The 19521-nt window shown below is 60.1% G+C and carries 32 protein-coding genes and 1 pseudogene; 32 read left to right on the top strand and 1 reads right to left on the bottom strand.

Translation table 11 applies throughout. The features are described 5' to 3' along the window. From ABDW57_RS20855 to ABDW57_RS20845, 3 genes are all read left to right on the top strand, one after another. Positions 1-275 (top strand): elongation factor Tu (locus ABDW57_RS20855; RefSeq protein ID WP_343732075.1); only part of this gene is annotated, 275 nt, incomplete at its 5' end. A gap of 124 nt (positions 276-399) precedes the next feature. After that, positions 400-717: a 30S ribosomal protein S10 gene (rpsJ, locus tag ABDW57_RS20850; RefSeq protein ID WP_072786805.1), complete on the top strand. Its 318-nt coding sequence runs from the start codon at positions 400-402 to the stop codon at positions 715-717. 107 nt (positions 718-824) lie between these two features. Then, positions 825-1058: a hypothetical protein gene (locus tag ABDW57_RS20845; protein WP_343732074.1), complete on the top strand. Its 234-nt coding sequence runs from the start codon at positions 825-827 to the stop codon at positions 1056-1058. A gap of 14 nt (positions 1059-1072) precedes the next feature. Here ABDW57_RS20845 and ABDW57_RS20840 read toward each other — a convergent pair whose 3' ends face one another. Then, positions 1073-2332, bottom strand: a complete 1260-nt coding sequence (locus tag ABDW57_RS20840) for an ROK family transcriptional regulator (protein WP_343732073.1) — start codon at positions 2330-2332, stop codon at positions 1073-1075. 354 nt (positions 2333-2686) lie between these two features. Between ABDW57_RS20840 and ABDW57_RS20835 the strand changes: the two genes are divergently transcribed. The 29 genes and pseudogenes from ABDW57_RS20835 to rpsM all read left to right on the top strand — a co-directional run bounded on the left by ABDW57_RS20835 (position 2687) and on the right by rpsM (position 19516). Continuing rightward, positions 2687-5665: a TonB-dependent receptor gene (locus ABDW57_RS20835; RefSeq protein WP_343732072.1), complete on the top strand. Its 2979-nt coding sequence runs from the start codon at positions 2687-2689 to the stop codon at positions 5663-5665. A 69-nt stretch (positions 5666-5734) separates the two neighbouring features. Further along, a complete protein-coding gene (locus ABDW57_RS20830) occupies positions 5735-6772 on the top strand; it encodes a cupin-like domain-containing protein (RefSeq protein ID WP_343732071.1) in 1038 nt (345 codons plus the stop codon). Between the two features lie 131 nt (positions 6773-6903). Beyond that, positions 6904-7382: pseudogene (locus ABDW57_RS20825) on the top strand (DUF817 family protein). An 82-nt stretch (positions 7383-7464) separates the two neighbouring features. Further along, positions 7465-7827, top strand: coding sequence for a hypothetical protein (locus ABDW57_RS20820; RefSeq protein ID WP_343732070.1), 363 nt, complete (start codon positions 7465-7467; stop codon positions 7825-7827). Beyond that, positions 7827-8114 carry a type II toxin-antitoxin system RelE/ParE family toxin gene (locus tag ABDW57_RS20815; protein WP_343732069.1) on the top strand — a complete coding sequence of 96 codons (288 nt, stop codon included), beginning with the start codon at positions 7827-7829 and terminating at the stop codon, positions 8112-8114. The genes ABDW57_RS20820 and ABDW57_RS20815 overlap by 1 nt, the downstream gene beginning before the upstream one ends. Positions 8115-8334: 220 nt before the next feature. Beyond that, on the top strand, positions 8335-8991 hold the full coding sequence (gene rplC, locus ABDW57_RS20810; protein ID WP_179675683.1) for a 50S ribosomal protein L3: 657 nt from the start codon (positions 8335-8337) through the stop codon (positions 8989-8991). 3 nt (positions 8992-8994) lie between these two features. Further along, positions 8995-9615, top strand: a complete 621-nt coding sequence (gene rplD / locus ABDW57_RS20805; protein ID WP_154376722.1) for a 50S ribosomal protein L4 — start codon at positions 8995-8997, stop codon at positions 9613-9615. Then, complete coding sequence (gene rplW, locus ABDW57_RS20800) at positions 9612-9926, top strand: 50S ribosomal protein L23 (RefSeq protein WP_161015601.1); 315 nt, start codon at positions 9612-9614, stop codon at positions 9924-9926. Before rplD ends, rplW begins: the two co-directional genes overlap by 4 nt. Then, entirely contained in the window at positions 9926-10756 is an 831-nt protein-coding gene (rplB, locus tag ABDW57_RS20795) for a 50S ribosomal protein L2 (RefSeq protein ID WP_155467993.1), read from the top strand. The genes rplW and rplB overlap by 1 nt, the downstream gene beginning before the upstream one ends. 9 nt (positions 10757-10765) lie before the next feature. Next, positions 10766-11041: a 30S ribosomal protein S19 gene (gene rpsS / locus ABDW57_RS20790; protein WP_155436392.1), complete on the top strand. Its 276-nt coding sequence runs from the start codon at positions 10766-10768 to the stop codon at positions 11039-11041. Beyond that, complete coding sequence (gene rplV, locus ABDW57_RS20785; RefSeq protein ID WP_174864456.1) at positions 11038-11370, top strand: 50S ribosomal protein L22; 333 nt, start codon at positions 11038-11040, stop codon at positions 11368-11370. The genes rpsS and rplV overlap by 4 nt, the downstream gene beginning before the upstream one ends. An 11-nt stretch (positions 11371-11381) precedes the next feature. Beyond that, positions 11382-12155 carry a 30S ribosomal protein S3 gene (gene rpsC / locus ABDW57_RS20780; RefSeq protein ID WP_155467995.1) on the top strand — a complete coding sequence of 258 codons (774 nt, stop codon included), beginning with the start codon at positions 11382-11384 and terminating at the stop codon, positions 12153-12155. Between the two features lie 2 nt (positions 12156-12157). Beyond that, a complete protein-coding gene (gene rplP / locus ABDW57_RS20775; RefSeq protein ID WP_343732068.1) occupies positions 12158-12577 on the top strand; it encodes a 50S ribosomal protein L16 in 420 nt (139 codons plus the stop codon). Positions 12578-12589: 12 nt separating this feature from the next. Further along, positions 12590-12781 carry a 50S ribosomal protein L29 gene (gene rpmC / locus ABDW57_RS20770; RefSeq protein ID WP_343732067.1) on the top strand — a complete coding sequence of 64 codons (192 nt, stop codon included), beginning with the start codon at positions 12590-12592 and terminating at the stop codon, positions 12779-12781. Beyond that, positions 12778-13044, top strand: coding sequence for a 30S ribosomal protein S17 (rpsQ, locus tag ABDW57_RS20765; protein ID WP_155467999.1), 267 nt, complete (start codon positions 12778-12780; stop codon positions 13042-13044). The genes rpmC and rpsQ overlap by 4 nt, the downstream gene beginning before the upstream one ends. A 266-nt stretch (positions 13045-13310) precedes the next feature. Beyond that, the gene (gene rplN / locus ABDW57_RS20760; protein WP_050409761.1) at positions 13311-13679 is read left to right on the top strand and encodes a 50S ribosomal protein L14; all 369 of its coding nucleotides are present in this window, start codon (positions 13311-13313) and stop codon (positions 13677-13679) included. Between the two features lie 10 nt (positions 13680-13689). Then, complete coding sequence (gene rplX / locus ABDW57_RS20755) at positions 13690-14004, top strand: 50S ribosomal protein L24 (RefSeq protein WP_092280168.1); 315 nt, start codon at positions 13690-13692, stop codon at positions 14002-14004. A 6-nt stretch (positions 14005-14010) separates the two neighbouring features. Further along, a complete protein-coding gene (gene rplE, locus ABDW57_RS20750) occupies positions 14011-14550 on the top strand; it encodes a 50S ribosomal protein L5 (protein WP_343732066.1) in 540 nt (179 codons plus the stop codon). Between the two features lie 6 nt (positions 14551-14556). Continuing rightward, positions 14557-14862: a 30S ribosomal protein S14 gene (gene rpsN, locus ABDW57_RS20745; RefSeq protein WP_055937643.1), complete on the top strand. Its 306-nt coding sequence runs from the start codon at positions 14557-14559 to the stop codon at positions 14860-14862. A gap of 14 nt (positions 14863-14876) precedes the next feature. Continuing rightward, the gene (gene rpsH, locus ABDW57_RS20740) at positions 14877-15272 is read left to right on the top strand and encodes a 30S ribosomal protein S8 (RefSeq protein ID WP_343732065.1); all 396 of its coding nucleotides are present in this window, start codon (positions 14877-14879) and stop codon (positions 15270-15272) included. 10 nt (positions 15273-15282) lie between these two features. Then, entirely contained in the window at positions 15283-15816 is a 534-nt protein-coding gene (gene rplF / locus ABDW57_RS20735) for a 50S ribosomal protein L6 (RefSeq protein ID WP_343732064.1), read from the top strand. A 13-nt stretch (positions 15817-15829) separates the two neighbouring features. After that, the gene (gene rplR / locus ABDW57_RS20730; protein ID WP_107144084.1) at positions 15830-16192 is read left to right on the top strand and encodes a 50S ribosomal protein L18; all 363 of its coding nucleotides are present in this window, start codon (positions 15830-15832) and stop codon (positions 16190-16192) included. 9 nt (positions 16193-16201) lie between these two features. Further along, positions 16202-16720, top strand: a complete 519-nt coding sequence (gene rpsE, locus ABDW57_RS20725) for a 30S ribosomal protein S5 (protein WP_072786822.1) — start codon at positions 16202-16204, stop codon at positions 16718-16720. A 10-nt stretch (positions 16721-16730) separates the two neighbouring features. Continuing rightward, a complete protein-coding gene (rpmD, locus tag ABDW57_RS20720; RefSeq protein WP_155468011.1) occupies positions 16731-16913 on the top strand; it encodes a 50S ribosomal protein L30 in 183 nt (60 codons plus the stop codon). A gap of 25 nt (positions 16914-16938) precedes the next feature. Beyond that, positions 16939-17370, top strand: coding sequence for a 50S ribosomal protein L15 (gene rplO / locus ABDW57_RS20715; protein ID WP_343732063.1), 432 nt, complete (start codon positions 16939-16941; stop codon positions 17368-17370). Between the two features lie 30 nt (positions 17371-17400). Next, complete coding sequence (secY, locus tag ABDW57_RS20710) at positions 17401-18735, top strand: preprotein translocase subunit SecY (protein WP_176645906.1); 1335 nt, start codon at positions 17401-17403, stop codon at positions 18733-18735. Between the two features lie 21 nt (positions 18736-18756). Beyond that, on the top strand, positions 18757-18975 hold the full coding sequence (infA, locus tag ABDW57_RS20705; protein WP_005663428.1) for a translation initiation factor IF-1: 219 nt from the start codon (positions 18757-18759) through the stop codon (positions 18973-18975). Between the two features lie 34 nt (positions 18976-19009). Next, a complete protein-coding gene (gene rpmJ, locus ABDW57_RS20700) occupies positions 19010-19123 on the top strand; it encodes a 50S ribosomal protein L36 (RefSeq protein WP_005663407.1) in 114 nt (37 codons plus the stop codon). A gap of 27 nt (positions 19124-19150) precedes the next feature. After that, positions 19151-19516: a 30S ribosomal protein S13 gene (gene rpsM, locus ABDW57_RS20695; RefSeq protein ID WP_072786826.1), complete on the top strand. Its 366-nt coding sequence runs from the start codon at positions 19151-19153 to the stop codon at positions 19514-19516. The last annotated feature ends 5 nt before the right edge of the window (positions 19517-19521 follow it).

Genomic DNA, 19521 nt, shown 5'->3' with positions numbered 1-19521 from the left:
ACTTCACCGGCGAGATCTACGTTCTGTCGAAAGATGAAGGCGGCCGTCACACCCCGTTCTTCAACAACTACCGTCCACAGTTCTACTTCCGTACCACTGACGTGACCGGTTCGATCGAGCTGCCAGCCGATAAAGAAATGGTTATGCCAGGCGACAACGTGTCGATCACCGTCAAGCTGATCAACCCGATCGCAATGGAAGAAGGTCTGCGTTTCGCTATCCGCGAAGGCGGCCGTACCGTGGGTGCAGGCGTTGTCGCCAAGATCATCGCCTAATTTTTAAGCGCTGATGTAAAAAGGCCGACAGGGTGTGATACCATGTCGGCCTTTGTTTCAAACTCGTTCTTTTAGAAATTGCTGGCGCTACAAAGTTGCCAGTTCGCTCTTTTAGGGAATTATCATGACCGTTACCAATCAAAAAATCCGTATCCGCCTGAAGGCTTTCGACTACAAGCTGATCGACCAGTCGGCCCTGGAAATCGTGGACACCGCCAAGCGCACCGGCGCTGTGGTCAAAGGCCCGGTTCCACTGCCAACCCGCATCCAGCGTTTCGACGTTCTGCGTTCGCCGCACGTGAACAAGACCTCGCGCGACCAGTTCGAGATCCGCACCCACCAGCGCCTGATGGACATCGTCGACCCAACCGACAAGACCGTTGACGCCCTGATGAAGCTGGACCTGCCAGCTGGCGTTGATGTCGAAATCAAACTGCAGTAATCGTCTTTAAGTTGGCAGCCCCGGTTGCCGGCTGACCACGGGCCCGCACGCGCAAGCGTCCGGGCCCGTTGTTTTTCAGCGCTAAAATATCCGCGCGCAGCGCGCGGGTGCTGGAGATCGCCCAGCTGCAGCTGCAGAACGCCGGCGTGGAAAGCGATCCGGCCGCGCTGCAGGCCCACATGGATGCGCTGCTGCAAGCCCATCCCATGGCAGATGTGGTGTTGAGCGGCAAGGCCGGCGCGATCCAGCAGATGGCGCGCCTGGTACGGGAGCATGGCATCAGCGCTGCGCGCCGTCAGAGCAAGGCTTACTGGGCGCCCGGCAAGACCGGGCTGGACTGAGTAAGCGGGCCGCCTCAGGTCCAGGCCAGCACGCTCGGCGCCAGCGCCGGCGGCACGGCGTTGCTGCGGCGTGCCGGGCTTTGTTCGGTGAAGGGCCGCATCAGATAGTGGCGCGCCATGGCGGCGCCGCCGATGGCAATTGCATTGTTGCCGAAGTGCGGGGTGCGGATGGTGGGCGCCGGCAGGCCGGTGGCGCTGGCGCAGTCATGCAGCACGGCGCGCCCCGGCCCGATGAAGCGCCCGCCCAGGCGCAGGGCGGCGCCGCCCACCACGATGCACATCGGGTCGAACGCCACCCACAGATTGTTCAGCAGCACGCCGAGGTTGCGCCCGGCCGCTTCCACCGCGCGCGCGGCATGGGCGTCGCCGGCTTCGGCCTCGGTGAACAATTGCTCCAGCTGTTCCGGCGTCGATGACGGCAGCTTGCCGTACACCTCGTCCAGCAAGGCCTGCAGGCCGATCAGTGCATCGGCGCAGCCGCGCCGGCCGCACGAGCAGGGCGGACCGCCCTGCTGCAGGATGGTGTGGCCGACCTCGCCGGCAAAGCCGTACAGGCCGGTCAGCAGGCGGCCGTTGACGATGATGCCGGCCCCCACGCCATAGCCAATGCTCAGGTAGATCAGCGGGTCGGCGTCGATCTGGCCGGAAAACTCCAGCTCGGCCAGCGCCGCCACGTTGGCTTCGTTCTGGATGAACAGCGGCAGCTCGGCCAGCGGCGTGTCGGCAAAGTGCAGGCGCAACTGGCTGGCCACGTCGACATTGCGCCAGCCCAGGTGGGGCGCGTAGTGCAGCACGCCGGTGGCGTCGTCCACCACGCCGTGCAAGCCCACCCCCACGCCCAGCACGGTGCGCCCCTGCAGCGCGGCGCAGGTGGTCAGCTCGGTCAGGCCCTGGGCCATCAGGCCGATGCAGCCGGCGGTGTCGGCCGGATCGAGATACGGCAGTTCCTGCTCGGCCAGCACTTCACCCAGCAGGTTGGTGGCAACAATGCGCGCCATGCCGATGCCGAGGTCGGCGCCCAGCAGCACCAGGCGGCCGCCGTCCAGCTGCAGCGGGGTGGCGCGCCGGCCCAGCGCGCCGGTGGCGCGGATGTCGGTCTCGGTCAGCCAGCCTTCGTCCAGCAGTTCGCGCACCAGCAGGCTGACGGTGGACTTGGTCAGGCCCACGGCCTCGGCCAGCGCGGCGCGCGACAGGCCCGGTACGCTGCACAACTGGCGCACCAGGGCCATGCGGTTGATTTGCTTGAGTAATTGCTGGTCGCCGGCGACGATCATGGGGCAGGGTTCCAAAAGAGGGCGTCTGACGATGATACACCAAGCTTGTCACATCGACTATCAATCCCTGAGGCCACCTGGCCGTGCCGTTATGGTGCGCCTTTACAACAGCCTTGCGCATATTCGGTGCGCAATTTGTTCGACCGATTGACGAATGGAAGCGTTTCTCCTATCCTGAACTTGTCTAATAAGTCACTAGAACCGATCGGACAGCTTCCCAGGCGGGCATCACACCGCCGTCCGTGTTCTGCGGCGCCTTGCAAAGAACTACCCAGCAGTCAGTTTGAGTAGCAATCAGCCCGGCAGCCCAACGCCGGAATAATCATAAAATAAGGAGATGAAGTGCGTACTTCTATGAAAACGTTTTCAAAGGCGCCACGACAGCGCCGGCTGATCAGCCTGGCCGTGGCCAGCGCCTGCGCCACTTTCGTACCGGCCTACGCCCAGGACGCGGTCAAGGCGGCCGACCCGGCGCCGGATGCCCCCACCGTGGTGGTGACCGGCATCCGCGCCAGTATGCAATCGACGCTGAACCTGAAGCGTAATTCCGATGGTATCGTCGACGGCATCGTGGCCGAAGACATGGGTAAATTCCCGGATACCAACCTGGCCGAATCGCTGCAGCGGATTTCCGGCGTGTCGATCGACCGCAACAACGGCGAAGGCCAGAAGGTCACCGTGCGCGGCCTCGGCCCGGACTTCAACCTGGTGCTGCTGAATGGCCGCCAGATGCCGACCAGCGACCTGGCCGACCGCGAAGGCCGTTCCTTCGACTTCTCCAACCTGGCGTCGGAATCGATCTCGCAGCTGCAGGTGTACAAGACAGGCCGTGCCGACAACCCAAGCGGCGGCATCGGCGCCACCATCAACGTGGTGACCGCGCGGCCGTTCGACAATCCCGGCCTGCACTCCAGCGTCGGCGTCAAGGCGCTGAAAGACACCTCCAACGACCACGTGGTGGATGCCTTCAAGGGCAAGAGCGTCACCCCGGAAGTGTCCGGCATTTACTCGAACACCAGCGCCGACGGCCGCTTTGGCGTGGCGCTGAGCGCCAGCTACCAGTCGCGTGACTCGGGCGTCAACCGCGCCGGCCTGTTCAACGGCTACCAGGGCCCGTACCTGGGCTCGGCGGTGATCGACGGCCAGACCCTGCCGCAGCCAGGCCAGCCGGGTTCGCAGAACATCACCAACCGTCCGGCCCCGGACGCGCTGTACTCGATTCCGCAAAACTTCGGCTACAACAGCTCCGCCATCCAGCGTCAGCGCACCAACGGCCAGCTGACCTTCCAGTTCCGTCCGGTCAAGGAACTGACCACCACGGTGGACTACACCTACTCGGAGCAGAAGATCCAGACCAAGCGTAGCGAGCTGAGTGTCTGGTTTGCCCAGACCCCGACCTCGACCAGCACCTGGCCGAGCGGCCACGTGGTCAGCCCGCTGACCTATCAGGAAGTCTACCCGACCCCGCAGGATATCTCGGTGGTGGGCGGCGATTTCGCCACCAAGACCAAGAACAAGTCGCTCGGCTTTAACGCCGTGTGGAAAGCCTCGCCGGACCTGAAAGTGGAGTTCGACGCGCACCACTCGACCGCCGAGTCGGGCGCCGACAGCCCGTTCGGCAGCGAGAACTCGCTGTCCAACGCCAGCTTCAGCCGCGGCACCACCAAGATCGACTTCACCACCGAACTGCCGGTGCTGAGCATGCCGGCCGCCAACCTGGCGGCGGCGCCGATCCAGGCCGCCGGTTCCTGGTTCCACAACACCTACATCAAGTCGACCGTCAAGCAGGCCCAGGCCAAGGCCAGCCTGAAGCTGTGGGAAGCGTCCGACCTGAACTTCGGCGTCAGCTACACCGACAGCACCAACCGCTCGACCTACTCCAACGTGCAGAACAACACCTGGGGCGGCGCCACCAAGGCGTCCGACTACCCGGCCAGCCTGTGGACGGCCAACCCGATGTCGTCGTTCTTTGACAAGCTGGGCGGCTCGAACTCGCCCAACCTGTTTGCCACCCTGTACAGCTTCGATTTCGCCACCGTGCGCCAGACCACTGCCAATGCCGTGGGCAACCAGGCGGCCTACCTGCCGAACATGAGCAAGCCGGACACCGACCGCCAGCTGCAGGAAAAAACCACCTCGGTGTACGCCTCGCTGGGCACCGACTGGGATACCGCGATCCCGGTCCACACCTCGGCGGGCGTGCGCTTTGAACGCACCAAGGTCACCTCGGTGGCCCAGGTGCTGCCGGGCACGGCCGTGGTATGGGTGGCGCAGAACGAATTGCCGATCACCTTTGGCGGCCAGGCCTTCAGCAACACCGATGCGTCCTACACCAATGTGCTGCCGGCGCTGAACATCGACGCCGACATCCGCAGCGACATGAAACTGCGCGCCAGCGCCGGCGTGACCATCGGCCGCGCCCGTTTTGATCAGCTGCAGGGCGGCCTGACGCTGGGCACCATTGCCAACGTCTTCACCGGCGGCAGCGCTTCGGTCGGCAACCCGGCGCTGAAACCGGTCAAGGCCAAGAACCTGGATCTGGCGTGGGAATGGTATTACGACAAGCAGAGCGTGCTGTCGCTGGCCCTGTTCCGCAAGCAGATGGACAACTACGCCGGCCAGACCCTGGTGTCGCAGTCGCTGTACAACCTGCACACCCCGATCGGCGGCGCCTACTACAAGGAAGCGCTGGCGCACGGCTGTACCGCGGCGGACACCAATTGCATCCGTAACTACATCCTGGGCAACTTCGACGGCCAGCCTGGCGTCAAGAAAACCGGCGTCAAGGCGGACGGCATGCTGGACGGCACCATCACCGGCCTGTCGACCGACCCTATCCTGATGTTCAACACCACCACCTACGCCAACCAGAAGTCGGCCAATGTCAGCGGTGCCGAGGTCAACGTGCAGCACATGTTCGGCCAGAGCGGCTTCGGCGTGCAGGCGAACTACACCTATGTGCACTCGCCGCTGAAGTACAACAACGCCGACGTCAATGACCAGTTCGCCATCCTGGGACTGAGCAACTCGGCCAACCTGGTGGGGATCTTCGAGAACAAGGACTGGTCGGTGCGCCTGGCCTACAACTGGCGCGATTCCTTCCTGGCCGCCACGGTGGACGGCAATGGCCGCGCGGCGCCGGTGTACACCGACGCCTATGGCCAGGTCGACCTCAGCGTCGGCTACAATTTCAACAAGAACCTGAGCTTCCAGGCCGAGGCCATCAACCTCACCGACCGCACCACGCGCCAGCATGGCCGTACCGAGGCGGCCACCCTGAATGTGACGCAAGCCGGACCGCGTTACCTGCTGGGCCTGCGCTACAAGTTCTAAGCCTGATCTGTAGCTGAGTAAGTCCACAGGCCGCCGCTGCGGCGGCGGCCTGTTTTCGTGAGAGAAGTCATGTCCCGCAGTCTCCCCGCCATCGCCGAGATCGATTGCGCGCGCAGTGCCGAGCTGCGTGGCGACGGTCGCCAGCCGCTGCCCGATGAAGTGCTGTGCTCGCCGGTGCCGCTGGTGTTGCGCGGCCTGGTGGCGCACTGGCCGCTGGTGCAGGCGGCGCGCCGTTCGGCGCGCGCGGCGGACACCTATCTGCGCCGGTTTTACCGCGATGCCACGGTGCTGGCCAGCCATCGCCCGCCGGGCAGCGACGGCCGCATTTTTTACAACGATGACCTGAGCGGATTCAATTTCCACAGCCAGATGGTGCGCTTCGACCAGGTGCTGGACGCCCTGGCCGCCCACCACGACGCGCCGGCGCCGCCGACCCTGTACGTCGGCTCGACCACCCTCGACGCCTGCCTGCCCGGCCTGCGCGCCGAGAACGACCTGCATCTGGGGGCGCGCGAGCCGCTGGCCAGCCTGTGGATCGGCAACCGCACCTGCATCCCGGCCCATTACGACTTGCCGGACAACCTGGCGTGCGTGGCTGCCGGCCGCCGCCGCTTTACCCTGTTCCCGCCGGAGCAGTTGCAGAATTTATACGTCGGGCCGCTGGATTTCACCCCGGCCGGGCAATCGGTCAGCATGGTCGACCTGCGCCAGCCCGACCTGGCGCGTTACCCGCGCTTTGCCGAGGCCCTGGCCCAGGCGCAGTCGGCCGAGCTGGAAGCCGGCGACGCCCTGTTCATTCCCAGCATGTGGTGGCATCACGTGGAGGGGCTGGACGCGCTCAACATTCTGGTCAATTACTGGTGGCGTCAGTCGCCGGGCTGGATGGACACGCCGTACAACGCCTTGCTGCTGGGGCTGATGAGCATGCGCGATTTGCCGCCGGCCCAGCGCGCGGCGTGGCAGGAAATCTTCCGCCACTATGTGTTTGACAGCGACGGCAGCGAGGCGGCGCACCTGCCGCCGGCCGCGCGCGGGACGCTGGCGCCGCTGGACGAGGCCGGCGCGCGCATGCTGCGCGCCCAGTTGCTGAACCGCCTGAACCGCTAGGTTCGGGCTTGTAAGAACTCTTGCAGTACTGAGAGGGGGAGGGGTGGGTCGTGCCACCCCAACACTTGCACAGGCCGCGCCGTCCCGGCGGCCTGTTTTTTTTCGCCCGCCAGTACGCTAGAGTAGCGCCCATGCTGGCCACCCTTGACCACCAGTTGCTGGACGGCGCCGCCCGTCCGGGCCTGCGCGGCCTGATGCGCTTTCTGACGGAATTCTGGTATTTCGGCCTCAAGGAGGCGCGCGCCTGCCTGTTTGTGGCGCTGTTCTTTGGCGCCGTGTTCGTGGTGCCGCGCACCGGCCTGTTCGGCCTGCCGCGCTATGACGTGCTGCTGCCGGCAGCGCTGGCCATCCAGGGCTGGATGGTGTGGGCCCGGCTGGAAACCTGGGATGAGCTGGAAAGCGGTCAGCCTGTTTCACGCGGTCGGCTTTGCGCTGGAAGTGTTCAAGACCTCGGGCGCGGGGCGTGCGGCGCTACCCCAACCAGATCGGTGCCTGGTCGGCGGTGCACGTCAGCAAGTGGAGTTCCTGGTCGCTGCTGGTCATCATGACCTTCCCCATCGTGGCAAACTTGAAACACATCAAGGAGCACATCCATGTGCCTGAAAAATAGCGCCGGGTGCCCGGTTGCGCCATCTCAAACCGCCTGTCTTGGTACGTGCTAGATTGACTTTTTAACCGATGGGGAGGGCAGTATGAAAGCGCAGACCATAGAACCTGCGGCTCTGGCCAGATTGGCGGGCAAGAAGAACGACTTCAGCGTATCAGTCCAGCCCGACGATCTTGGCTGGGTTGTGTACGTCCATGACAAGCAAGGGGACCGTGTTTTGCTCGATCTGGAAAGCAAGGCGGCCGCCGTGTTTGACGCTTTAGAGGCGGTCAAACAGCGCTTGCTGGGCTTGGGTGTCGAGCACTTTGAGATCGGCGAAATGGAAAAGGACGAGGGCTACGACCAGTGGCTTATTGGCGAAGTGCAAGCAGCGCTGGACGACCCGTCACCGCCGGTTCCGCATGAGGAGGCTATTCGCAGGATACGGTCCGCGATCCACGCCAAATAATGCGTGTCCCGCAACTATTGCATTGGCGCGAGACGGCAATTAATGACCTGACCCGGATTGGCCAGCGCGTGGCAGTTGCCAATCCGGCAAGTGCTGATAAACGATTGGACCAGATCACGGCGAAAGTGGAGCTGCTGGCCGCATACCCTGAATTGGGCCATTTGGGCACTAAACCTGGCACCCGCGAACTTGTGGTGCACGTTCACTACTTGGTCATTTACCGCGTCCAGCGGGACGGCGTGCATCTGCTGCGCATTAAGCATTCGGCAAGAAAACGGCCGGCCTGAACGGCCCGCCAGCCCGCATGGCGGCTGGAGGTGAGGCCGGCGCCTGCCCCGCGCCGCCGGGCGCGTCAAAAACCTGACATACCTCGTACAAAGCTGTTGCGTCAAGAGTCTTTTCACAGTACACTAGCCGGCTTCGGTATGGATTCGTCTTTTTATTGGTCTGTACTTTTTTGTAGTTCAACATATCCCCGCCCAATCGTAGGTGGGAATTGGAGAAAAAATGAGCCTTGGCCTCCTCGGTCGCAAGGTTGGTATGATGCGCATCTTCACCGATGACGGGGATTCGATCCCAGTCACCGTGGTGGACGTATCGAACAACCGTGTTGCGCAAATCAAAACTCCTGAAACTGACGGCTACGCTGCAGTTCAGGTCGCATTCGGTCAACGTCGCGCTTCTCGCGTGACCAAAGCCGTTGCTGGTCACCACGCTAAAGCCGGTGTTGAAGCTGGTACTCTGCTGAAAGAGTTCCGCGTTGACGCTGCTAAAGCTGCCGAACTGAAAGCCGGCGAAGTGGTCGCCGTGTCGCTGTTCGAAGTCGGTCAAAAAGTCGACGTACAGGGCGTGACGATCGGTAAGGGCTACGCCGGTACCATCAAGCGTCACAACTTTGCTTCGGGTCGTCAGACCCACGGTAACTCCCGTTCGCACAACGTGCCAGGTTCCATCGGTATGGCGCAAGATCCGGGCCGCGTGTTCCCTGGTAAACGCATGACCGGTCACATGGGTGACGTCACCCGCACCGTGCAGAATCTGGAAATCGCCCGCATCGACGCTGAGCGTTCGCTGCTGCTGGTCAAGGGTGCCATTCCTGGCGCCAAGAACGGTGAAGTGGTGGTTTCGCCTGCCGTTAAAGTTAAAGCAAAGAAGGGAGCTTAATCGATGGAACTCAAGCTCTTGAACGCTCAAGGTCAAGCCGCTGCTAACGTCGCCGCCGCCGATACCGTTTTCGGCCGTGACTACAACGAAGCGCTGATCCACCAGATCGTCGTTGCTTACCAAGCCAATGCACGCAGCGGCAACCGCAAGCAAAAAGACCGTGAAGAAGTCCACCACACGACCAAGAAGCCATGGCGCCAAAAAGGCACCGGCCGCGCGCGTGCAGGCATGTCGTCGTCGCCACTGTGGCGCGGCGGTGGTCGCATCTTCCCGAACTCGCCTGACGAGAACTTCACCCACAAAGTGAACAAGAAGATGTACCGCGCTGGTCTGTGCTCGATTCTGTCGCAGCTGGCCCGTGAAGACCGTCTGGTCGTGATCGAAGATCTGTCGATCGAAGCACCAAAAACCAAGCTGCTGTCGCAAAAGCTGACCGGCCTGGGCTTCGACTCCGTGCTGATCATCACCGACACCGCCAACGAAAACCTGGAACTGGCTTCCCGCAACCTGCCGAACGTGCTGGTTGTCGAGCCACGTCACGCCGATCCGATGTCGCTGGTCTTCTACAAAAAGATCCTGGTGACCAAGGCTGCGCTGGCGAAGATTGAGGAGATGCTGGCATGAGCGCATTGAAATTTAGCGAAGAACGCCTGCTGAAAGTACTGGTTGCGCCAGTGATTTCCGAAAAGGCCACCCTGGTCGCGGAAAAGAACGAGCAGATCGTGTTCCGTGTCACCACCGACGCGACCAAGCCAGAAATCAAGGCTGCCGTGGAACTGCTGTTCAAAGTCGAAGTGGCATCGGTGCAAACCGTGAACCGCGAAGGCAAGCAAAAGCGTTCGGGCGCCCACATCGGCCGCCGCAACCACACCAAGCGTGCTTTCGTGTGCCTGAAGCCAGGCCAGGAAATCAATTTCACCGAGGAGGCTAAATAATGGCACTCGTTAAGATGAAGCCAACCTCCCCAGGCCGTCGCGGCATGGTGAAGGTGGTGAACAGCGACCTGTACAAAGGCCGTCCGTTTGCCGCCCTGGTTGAGAAAAAATCGAAAACTGCCGGCCGTAACAACAACGGCCACATCACCACCCGTCACATCGGTGGTGGTCACAAGCAGCACTATCGCGTGATCGACTTCAAGCGTAACAGCAAGGACGGTATCCCGGCGAAAGTGGAACGTATCGAATACGATCCTAACCGTACCGCGCACATCGCTCTGCTGTGCTACGCCGACGGCGCCCGTGCTTACATCATCGCCACCAAAGGCATGGCTGTGGGCGATACCGTGATGAACGGTTCGGAAGCTCCGATCAAGGCCGGTAACTGCCTGCCGATCCGCAACATCCCGGTCGGCACCATCATGAACTGCGTGGAAATGCTGCCAGGTAAAGGTGCCCAGATGGCCCGTACCGCCGGCGCCGGCGTGGTGCTGATGGCGCGCGAAGGCACCTACGCGCAAGTGCGTCTGCGCTCGGGTGAGGTGCGTCGCGTGCACATCGAGTGCCGTGCTACCGTGGGTGAAGTCGGCAATGCCGAGCACAGCCTGCGTAAGATCGGTAAAGCCGGTGCCATGCGTTGGCGCGGTGTTCGTCCTACCGTGCGCGGTGTGGTCATGAACCCGATCGACCACCCGCACGGTGGTGGTGAAGGCCGTACTGCAGCTGGTCGTCACCCAGTGTCGCCATGGGGCCAGCAGACCAAGGGTAAGAAGACTCGCAGCAACAAGCGCACTTCTTCGATGATCGTCTCGCGCCGCGGCAAGAAATAAGGATAAATCATGACTCGTTCATTGAAAAAAGGGCCGTTCTGTGACGCCCACCTGGTGAAAAAAGTCGAAGCCGCGCAAGCGTCCAAAGACAAAAAGCCAATCAAAACCTGGTCCCGTCGCTCGACCATCATGCCTGATTTCATCGGCCTGACGATCGCTGTTCACAACGGCAAGCTGCACGTGCCTGTGTATGTTTCCGAGAACATGGTTGGTCACAAGCTCGGTGAATTCGCGCTGACCCGCACGTTCAAGGGCCATGCCGCTGACAAGAAGGCGAAGAAATAATGGAAACCAAAGCTATCCTCAAAGGCGTGCGCCTGTCGGACCAAAAGGGCCGCCTGGTTGCTGACCTGATCCGTGGCAAGAAAGTTGACGCTGCACTCAACATTCTGCAGTTCAGCCCGAAAAAAGGCGCCACCATCATCAAGAAAGTGCTGGAGTCGGCCATCGCCAACGCCGAGCACAACGATGGTGCTGACATCGACGAACTGTTCGTGAAAACGATCTACGTCGAAAAGGGCCCGATCCTGAAGCGCTTCACTGCGCGTGCAAAAGGTCGTGGCGATCGTATCTCGAAACAATCGTGTCACATTTACGTGACCGTCGGTAACTAAGGAGCCAAAAGATGGGTCAAAAAATTCATCCAACTGGTTTCCGCCTGGCGGTAACCCGTAACTGGGCTTCGCGTTGGTACGCTGGCAATGGTAACTTTGCCGACATGCTGAACGAAGACCTGAAAGCACGTACCTACCTGAAGACCAAGCTGAAGAACGCATCGGTCGGCCGCATCGTCATCGAGCGCCCAGCCAAGAACGCGCGTTTCACCATCTACAGCTCGCGTCCAGGTGTTGTGATCGGCAAGAAGGGCGAGGACATCGAAGTTCTGAAGTCGGCCCTGGGCAAGATCATGGGTGTGCCGGTGCACGTGAACATCGAAGAAATCCGCAAGCCGGAAATCGATTCGCAGCTGATCGCTGACTCGATCGCTCAACAGCTCGAAAAACGTATCATGTTCCGTCGCGCCATGAAGCGCGCGATGCAGAACGCGATGCGCCTGGGCGCCCTGGGCATCAAGATCATGTCGTCCGGCCGTCTGAACGGCATCGAGATCGCCCGTACCGAATGGTACCGCGAAGGCCGTGTGCCACTGCACACCCTGCGCGCTGACATCGACTACGGCACCTCGGAAGCATCGACCACCTACGGCATCATCGGCGTCAAGGTTTGGGTCTACAAGGGTGACCGTTCGGCCACCGGCGAAGCCCCTGTGATCGACACCCCGGCTGAAGAGAAAAAGCCACGTGGCCCACGTCGTGAAGACGGCAAGCCAGCTGGCCGTCCACGTCCAGCTGGTGGCGCCCGTCGCGCTGCCAAGCCGGCTGAGAAAGCAGGAGAATAACCATGCTGCAACCAGCACGCAGAAAGTATCGTAAAGAGCAGAAAGGCCGTAACACCGGCATTTCGCACACCGCCGGCACCAACGTGTCGTTCGGCGAGTTCGGTCTGAAGGCCGTGGCTCGTGGCCGTATCACTGCCCGCCAGATCGAGGCAGCGCGTCGTGCCATGACCCGTCACATCAAGCGTGGCGGCCGGATCTGGATCCGTGTGTTCCCGGACAAGCCGATCTCGAACAAGCCAGCCGAAGTCCGTATGGGTAACGGTAAGGGTAATCCGGAATACTACGTCGCTGAAATCCGCCCAGGCAAAGTCCTGTACGAGATGGATGGCGTCGCAGAAGAACTGGCGCGCGAAGCATTCCGCCTGGCCGCTGCCAAACTGCCACTGGCCACCACCTTCGTGGTGCGCCAAGTTGGTCAATAACAGGAGTGAAACATGAAAGCATCTGAACTCCGCGGCAAAGACCAGGCAGCTCTGGAAAAAGAGCTGAACGATCTGTTGAAGGCACAATTCGGCCTGCGTATGCAAATCGCTACGCAACAGCTGAGCAACACCTCGCAGCTCAAGAAGGTACGTCGCGACATCGCACGCGTAAAAACGGTATTGAACACGAAGGAAGCAAAATGACCGAGCAAGTAAAGCTGAAGCGCACGCTGATCGGTAAAGTTGTGTCCGACAAGATGGACAAAACCGTTACCGTTCTGATCGAACGTCACGTGAAGCACCCTCTGTATGGCAAGATCATCGTCCGCAGCGCCAAGTACCACGCGCACGACGAGACCAACCAGGTGAAAGCCGGTGACACGGTGGAAATCGCGGAAGGTCGTCCGATCTCCAAAACGAAGGCATGGACCGTGACCCGCGTGGTGCAAACCGCGCAAATCGTTTAATTGACAAGATGGCCGTCCCCGCCCTGGTGGGGGCGGCATTTTGCAATTAGTTCTTGCAAGCCCGCGAGTTGTGTGTAATACTCGTGGGCTTCGTTCATGTAACGCCGCAAAGTGTCTGGCCACAGACGCTGTACCGCGCGGTCAGTATGCAGTACGAAGGTCAAGCACCCAAGCAGCGGGCCCAGCAGGGCTCTCTGGCGGGACCAAGACTGACCGCAGGTCCGCATTGTGTGGATTCTTCGGCTTAAGTTGGGAAAGAGAATATTATGATTCAAACTGAAAGCCGGCTCGAAGTAGCCGACAACACCGGTGCCAAGGAAGTCATGTGCATCAAGGTGTTGGGCGGTTCCAAGCGCCGTTATGCTGGCATTGGCGACGTGATCAAGGTCACCGTGAAGGTGGCGCAGCCACGTGGTCGTGTCAAAAAAGGTGAAATTTATAACGCCGTGGTAGTGCGCACCGCTAAGGGTGTTCGCCGCCAGGACGGTTCCCTGGTGAAGTTCGACGGCAATGCCGCCGTGCTGCTGAACGCCAAGCTGGAACCGATCGGTACCCGTATCTTCGGACCAGTGACGCGCGAACTGCGCACTGAAAAGTTCATGAAGATCGTGTCCCTGGCACCGGAAGTCCTGTAAGGAGTCAGTAATGGATAAGATTCGTAAAAACGACGAAGTCATCGTTCTGGCCGGTAAAGACAAGGGCAAGCGTGGCGTAGTTTCGCGTCGTGTGGACGCTGAACACGTTGTGGTTGAAGGCGTCAACGTCGCGAAAAAAGCGACCAAGCCGAACCCAATGACTGGCGTACAAGGTGGTATCGTCGATAAGACCATGCCGATTCACGTGTCCAACGTAGCGTTGTTCAACGCCGCGACTGGCAAGGCAGACCGTGTTGGTTTCAAGGAAGTGGATGGCAAGAAAGTCCGCGTCTTCAAATCGTCCGGCGAAGTAGTGAAGGCTTAAGAAATCATGGCACGTCTCCAAGAATTCTATAAAGAAAAGGTCGTCGCCGACCTGACCGCGAAATTCGGTTACAAATCGGTGATGGAAGTTCCACGTCTGACCAAGATCACCCTGAACATGGGTCTGTCGGAAGCAGTCGCGGACAAGAAAATCATTGAGCACGCGGTGGGCGACCTGACCAAGATCGCCGGCCAGAAGCCAGTGGTGACCAAAGCCCGCAAAGCAATCGCCGGCTTCAAAATCCGTGAAGGCTACCCGATCGGTACCATGGTGACCCTGCGCGGCGCCCGCATGTACGAGTTCCTCGACCGCTTCATCACCGTGGCGCTGCCACGCGTGCGTGACTTCCGCGGCGTGAACGGCCGCGCCTTCGATGGCCGTGGCAACTACAACATCGGTGTCAAAGAGCAGATCATCTTCCCTGAGATCGAGTACGACAAGATCGATGCGCTGCGTGGTATGAACATTTCGATCACCACCACCGCTAAGACCGACGACGAAGCGAAAGCTCTGCTCGCCGCCTTCAAATTCCCGTTCAGGAACTAAGAGATCATGGCAAAACTCGCACTGATTAACCGTGAACAGAAACGCGCTGACCTGGTGGCCAAGTTCGCCGCCAAGCGCGCCGCTCTGAAGGCCATCATCGATGACCAGACCAAGTCGGAAGAAGAGCGTTACGAAGCGCGCCTGAAACTGCAGGCCCTGCCACGTAACTCGGCGCCGACCCGCCAGCGCAACCGCTGCCAGGTCACCGGTCGTCCACGCGGCACCTTCCGTAAATTCGGCCTGGGCCGTATCAAGCTCCGTGAATTCGCCATGCGTGGCGAGATCCCGGGTATGACTAAAGCTAGCTGGTAATAGGAGAATAAGCAATGAGTATGAGCGATCCTATCGCCGATATGCTGACCCGCATTCGCAACGCCCAGGGCGTTCAAAAAACGACCGTGGCGATGCCATCGTCGAAAGTCAAAGTAGCGATTGCCAACGTCCTGAAGGACGAGGGTTACATTGAAGATTTCGCTGTCGCCGAAACCGGTGGCAAGTCGGAACTGAAAATCGGTTTGAAGTACTACGTAGGCCGTCCTGTTATCGAGCGTCTGGAGCGTGTCTCGCGCCCTGGTCTGCGCGTCTACAAAGGCAAGGACGAAATCCCATCGGTCATGAATGGCCTGGGTGTGGCAATCGTGTCGACCCCGCAAGGCGTGATGACCGATCGCAAAGCACGCGCTACCGGTGTCGGCGGCGAAGTGATTTGCTTCGTGGCTTAAGGAGTAAGACATGTCCCGTGTAGCTAAAATGCCTATCGCTGTGCCCGCTGGCGCTGATGTCGCCATCTCCGCACAGGCGATCACCGTCAAGGGCCCGCTGGGCGTCCTGACCCAGAACCTGAACGGCCTGGTAAAAGTAGAAAACAATGCTGGCACCCTGAGCTTCGAACCGGCCAATGACAGCCGCGAAGCCAACGCCATGTCCGGTACGCTGCGCGCGCTGGTCAACAACATGGTGACCGGCGTGACCAAGGGCTTCGAGAAAAAGCTGAACCTGGTTGGCGTGGGCTACAAAGCCCAGGCCCAGGGCGACAAGCTGAACCTGTCGCTGGGTTTCTCGCACCCGGTCGTGCATGCCATGCCAGCCGGCGTGACCTGCGCCACCGCCACCCCGACCGAGATCGTCATCAAAGGCATCGACCGTCAAAAAGTGGGTCAGGTAGCAGCAGAAGTTCGTGCTTACCGCGCTCCGGAGCCTTACAAGGGCAAGGGCGTCCGTTATGCGGACGAAGTGGTTAAGCTTAAAGAAACTAAGAAGAAGTAATTAGGGGCTGACGATGGATAAAAAAGAATCTCGTCTGCGCCGCGGACGTCAAACCCGTATCAAGATCGCGCAACTGAAAGTGAACCGCCTGTCGGTGCACCGCACCAACCTGCACATTTACGCGAACCTGATCTCCCCGGACGCCAAAGTACTGGTTTCGGCCTCGACCGTGGAAGCGGAAGTGCGTGCTGAACTGGCTGGCAAGTCGGGCAAGGGTGGCAACGCCGCTGCCGCCGCACTGGTCGGCAAGCGCGTAGCAGAAAAAGCACTGAAAGCCGGTATCACCGAAGTCGCCTTCGACCGTTCCGGTTTCCGTTATCACGGCCGTGTGAAGGCGCTGGCAGAAGCCGCGCGTGAAGCCGGTCTGAAGTTCTAAGGAACGATCATGGCAAAAATGCAAGCAAAAATGGCAAGCGACAAGCCGGATGATGGCATGCGCGAAAAAATGATCGCGATCAACCGCGTGACCAAGGTGGTCAAGGGTGGTCGTATCATGGGCTTCGCGGCGCTGACCGTGGTCGGTGACGGCGATGGCCGCATCGGCATGGGCAAGGGCAAGTCGAAAGAGGTACCGGTCGGTGTGCAGAAGGCAATGGAAGAAGCCCGCCGCAACCTGATCAAAGTACCGCTGAAGAACGGCACCCTGCATCACACCGTCCTGGGCCGTCACGGCGCCTCGAAGGTGATGATGTCGCCGGCCAAACCAGGTACCGGCGTCATCGCTGGCGGCGCCATGCGCGCTATCTTCGAAGTGATGGGTGTTACCGACGTGGTCGCGAAATCGACCGGTTCGAGCAACCCGTACAACCTGGTCCGCGCCACCCTGGACGGCCTGGCTAAACTGAGCACTCCTGCTGACATCGCTGCTAAACGCGGCAAGTCGGTGGAAGAGATCCTGGGTTAAGGTGAACCACATGACTACGAAAACCGTCAAAGTACAACTGGTGAAAGGCCTGATCGGCACCCGCCAGGATCACCGTGCCACCGTTAAAGGTCTGGGCCTGCGTCGCGTCAACTCCGTTGCCGAGCTGCAGGACACCCCGTCGGTACGCGGCATGATCAACAAAGTCTCGTATCTCGTTAAAGTAGTTGCGTAAGCCCCGGCTTACTCACGGAGAAATCATGGAACTGAATACCATTCAACCAGCTGACGGCGCCAAGCACTACAAGCGCCGCGTCGGCCGCGGTATCGGCTCCGGCCTGGGTAAAACCGCGGGCCGCGGCCACAAGGGTCAGAAATCGCGTTCGGGCGGCTTCCACAAAGTCGGCTTCGAAGGCGGTCAGATGCCTCTGCAACGTCGTCTGCCTAAGCGCGGTTTCAAGTCGCTCAACGCCACCTTCAAAGCTGAAGTGCGTCTGTCCGACCTGAACAACCTGCCAGTGGGCGATGTCGACATCCTGGTGCTGAAACAAGCTGGCGTACTGAGCGTGCTGGCACGCGATGTGCGCGTCATTCTGTCCGGCGAAGTCACCAAAGCGGTGAACCTCAAAGGCCTGAAAGTGACCGCTGGCGCGAAAGCCGCCATCGAAGCAGCCGGCGGCTCGGTAGCCTGAGCCCCGCACACAGCTTGATCGGAGCGAAAATTGGCGACTAATCCACAATTGGCTAAAAGTGCAGCAGCTGGTTTCCCCTGGGGCCGGCTCTGGTTCCTGCTTGGCGCATTGGTGGTTTATCGTATCGGCGCTCACATCCCGGTTCCCGGGATCGATCCGGTACAATTGGCCGCACTGTTCAAGTCGCAAGAGGGCGGCATCCTGGGCATGTTGAACATGTTCAGCGGTGGCGCGCTCGCGCGCTTCACGGTGTTTGCGCTGGGTATCACGCCGTACATCTCGGCCTCGATCATCATGCAGTTGGTGTCGATCGTCTCGCCGCAGATGGAAGCGTTGAAGAAGGAAGGCGAAGCAGGCCGACGCAAGATCACGCAGTACACCCGGTATTTCACGGTGGTGCTGGCGGCGTTCCAGGCGCTCGGGATTGCAGTTGCTTTGGAGTCGCAGGCAGGCCTGGTGCTGGATCCAGGCTATGCCTTCCGTTTCGTGACGGTCGTTACGCTGTTGACCGGCACCATGTTCGTGATGTGGTTGGGCGAGCAGATTACCGAGCGCGGTCTCGGTAACGGCATCTCGATCATCATCTTCGCAGGCATCGCCGCCGGTCTGCCGGGCGCACTGGGTGGCCTCGGCCAGTCGGTGAGCAACGGTTCGATCGGTGCCCTGTCGGCGATCATCATCATGATCCTGGTGGTGGCGGTGACGTTCCTGGTGGTGTTTGTGGAACGTGGCCAACGCAAGATCCTGGTCAACTATGCGAAACGCCAGGTGGGTAACAAGATTTACGGTGGCCAAACCTCACACCTGCCATTGAAGTTGAACATGGCCGGCGTGATTCCACCGATCTTCGCTTCGTCGATTATCTTGTTCCCGGCTACGATCGTGGGCTGGTTCACCACCGGCGCCGATACGGCTAACCCGGCGGTCCGGTTCCTGAAAGATTTGGCCGCATCGATGGGGCCAGGCGAGCCCATCCACGCACTGTTGTACGCCATTGCCATCGTGTTTTTCTGCTTCTTCTACACCGCGCTGGTGTTTAACAGCAAGGAGACGGCAGACAACTTGAAGAAGAGCGGGGCCTTTGTGCCAGGGATCCGTCCCGGTGAGCAGACTGCCCGTTACATCGACAAGATCCTGACGCGATTGACACTGGCTGGCGCCATCTACATCACTTTGGTGTGTTTGTTGCCGGAATTCATGGTAGCCGAGTGGAAGGTACCGTTCTATTTTGGTGGTACTTCTCTGTTGATTATTGTGGTTGTGACCATGGACTTCATGGCCCAAGTACAAAACTACGTGATGTCGCAGCAATATGAATCGCTGCTGCGCAAAGCAAACTTCAAAGGCGGAATTCCGACGCGATAAGCGCGGTTTCACATACACCGAATGGCAAAAGACGACGTCATACAGATGCAGGGCGAGATCCTGGAAAATCTCCCTAATGCAACATTTCGAGTAAAGCTGGAAAACGGGCACGTGGTGCTGGGACATATTTCAGGTAAAATGCGGATGAACTATATCCGCATCCTGCCTGGCGATAAGGTGACGGTTGAACTGACACCTTACGACCTGTCCCGCGCCCGCATTGTGTTCCGGACCAAGTAATTTTAGATAATCGAACCTTAGAAGAGAGTTCATCATGAAAGTTAACGCCTCAGTCAAGCGGATCTGCCGCAACTGCAAGATCATCAAGCGCAAGGGCGTTGTTCGCGTAATCTGCGTCGAACCACGTCACAAGCAGCGTCAAGGTTAATAACCGTTATTTATCGAGGAATAACGAATGGCACGTATTGCAGGGGTTAATATCCCAAATCATCAGCACACCGTTATCGGCCTGACCGCCATCTACGGTGTAGGCCGTCCACGCGCAAAGTTCATCTGCGCGCAGACCGGTATTGCGACCAATAAAAAGGTCAAAGACCTGGACGACAGCGAACTGGAAAAGCTGCGCGATGAAGTAGCAAAATTCATCGTTGAAGGCGATCTGCGTCGCGAACTGTCCATGAACATCAAGCGTTTGATGGACCTGGGCTGCTACCGCGGCATGCGTCACCGTAAGGGCCTGCCGGTCCGCGGTCAACGCACCCGCACCAATGCTCGTACCCGCAAGGGCCCGCGCAAAGCCGCTCAATCGCTCAAGAAATAATCTAG

It is taken from the genome of Duganella sp., from assembly GCF_039595735.1.
In the GTDB taxonomy this organism is placed as follows: Bacteria; Pseudomonadota; Gammaproteobacteria; order Burkholderiales; family Burkholderiaceae_D; genus Rugamonas.
The sequence above is the reverse complement of the archived record's forward strand: the minus strand, read 5'-3'. Positions and strand labels throughout refer to the sequence as shown.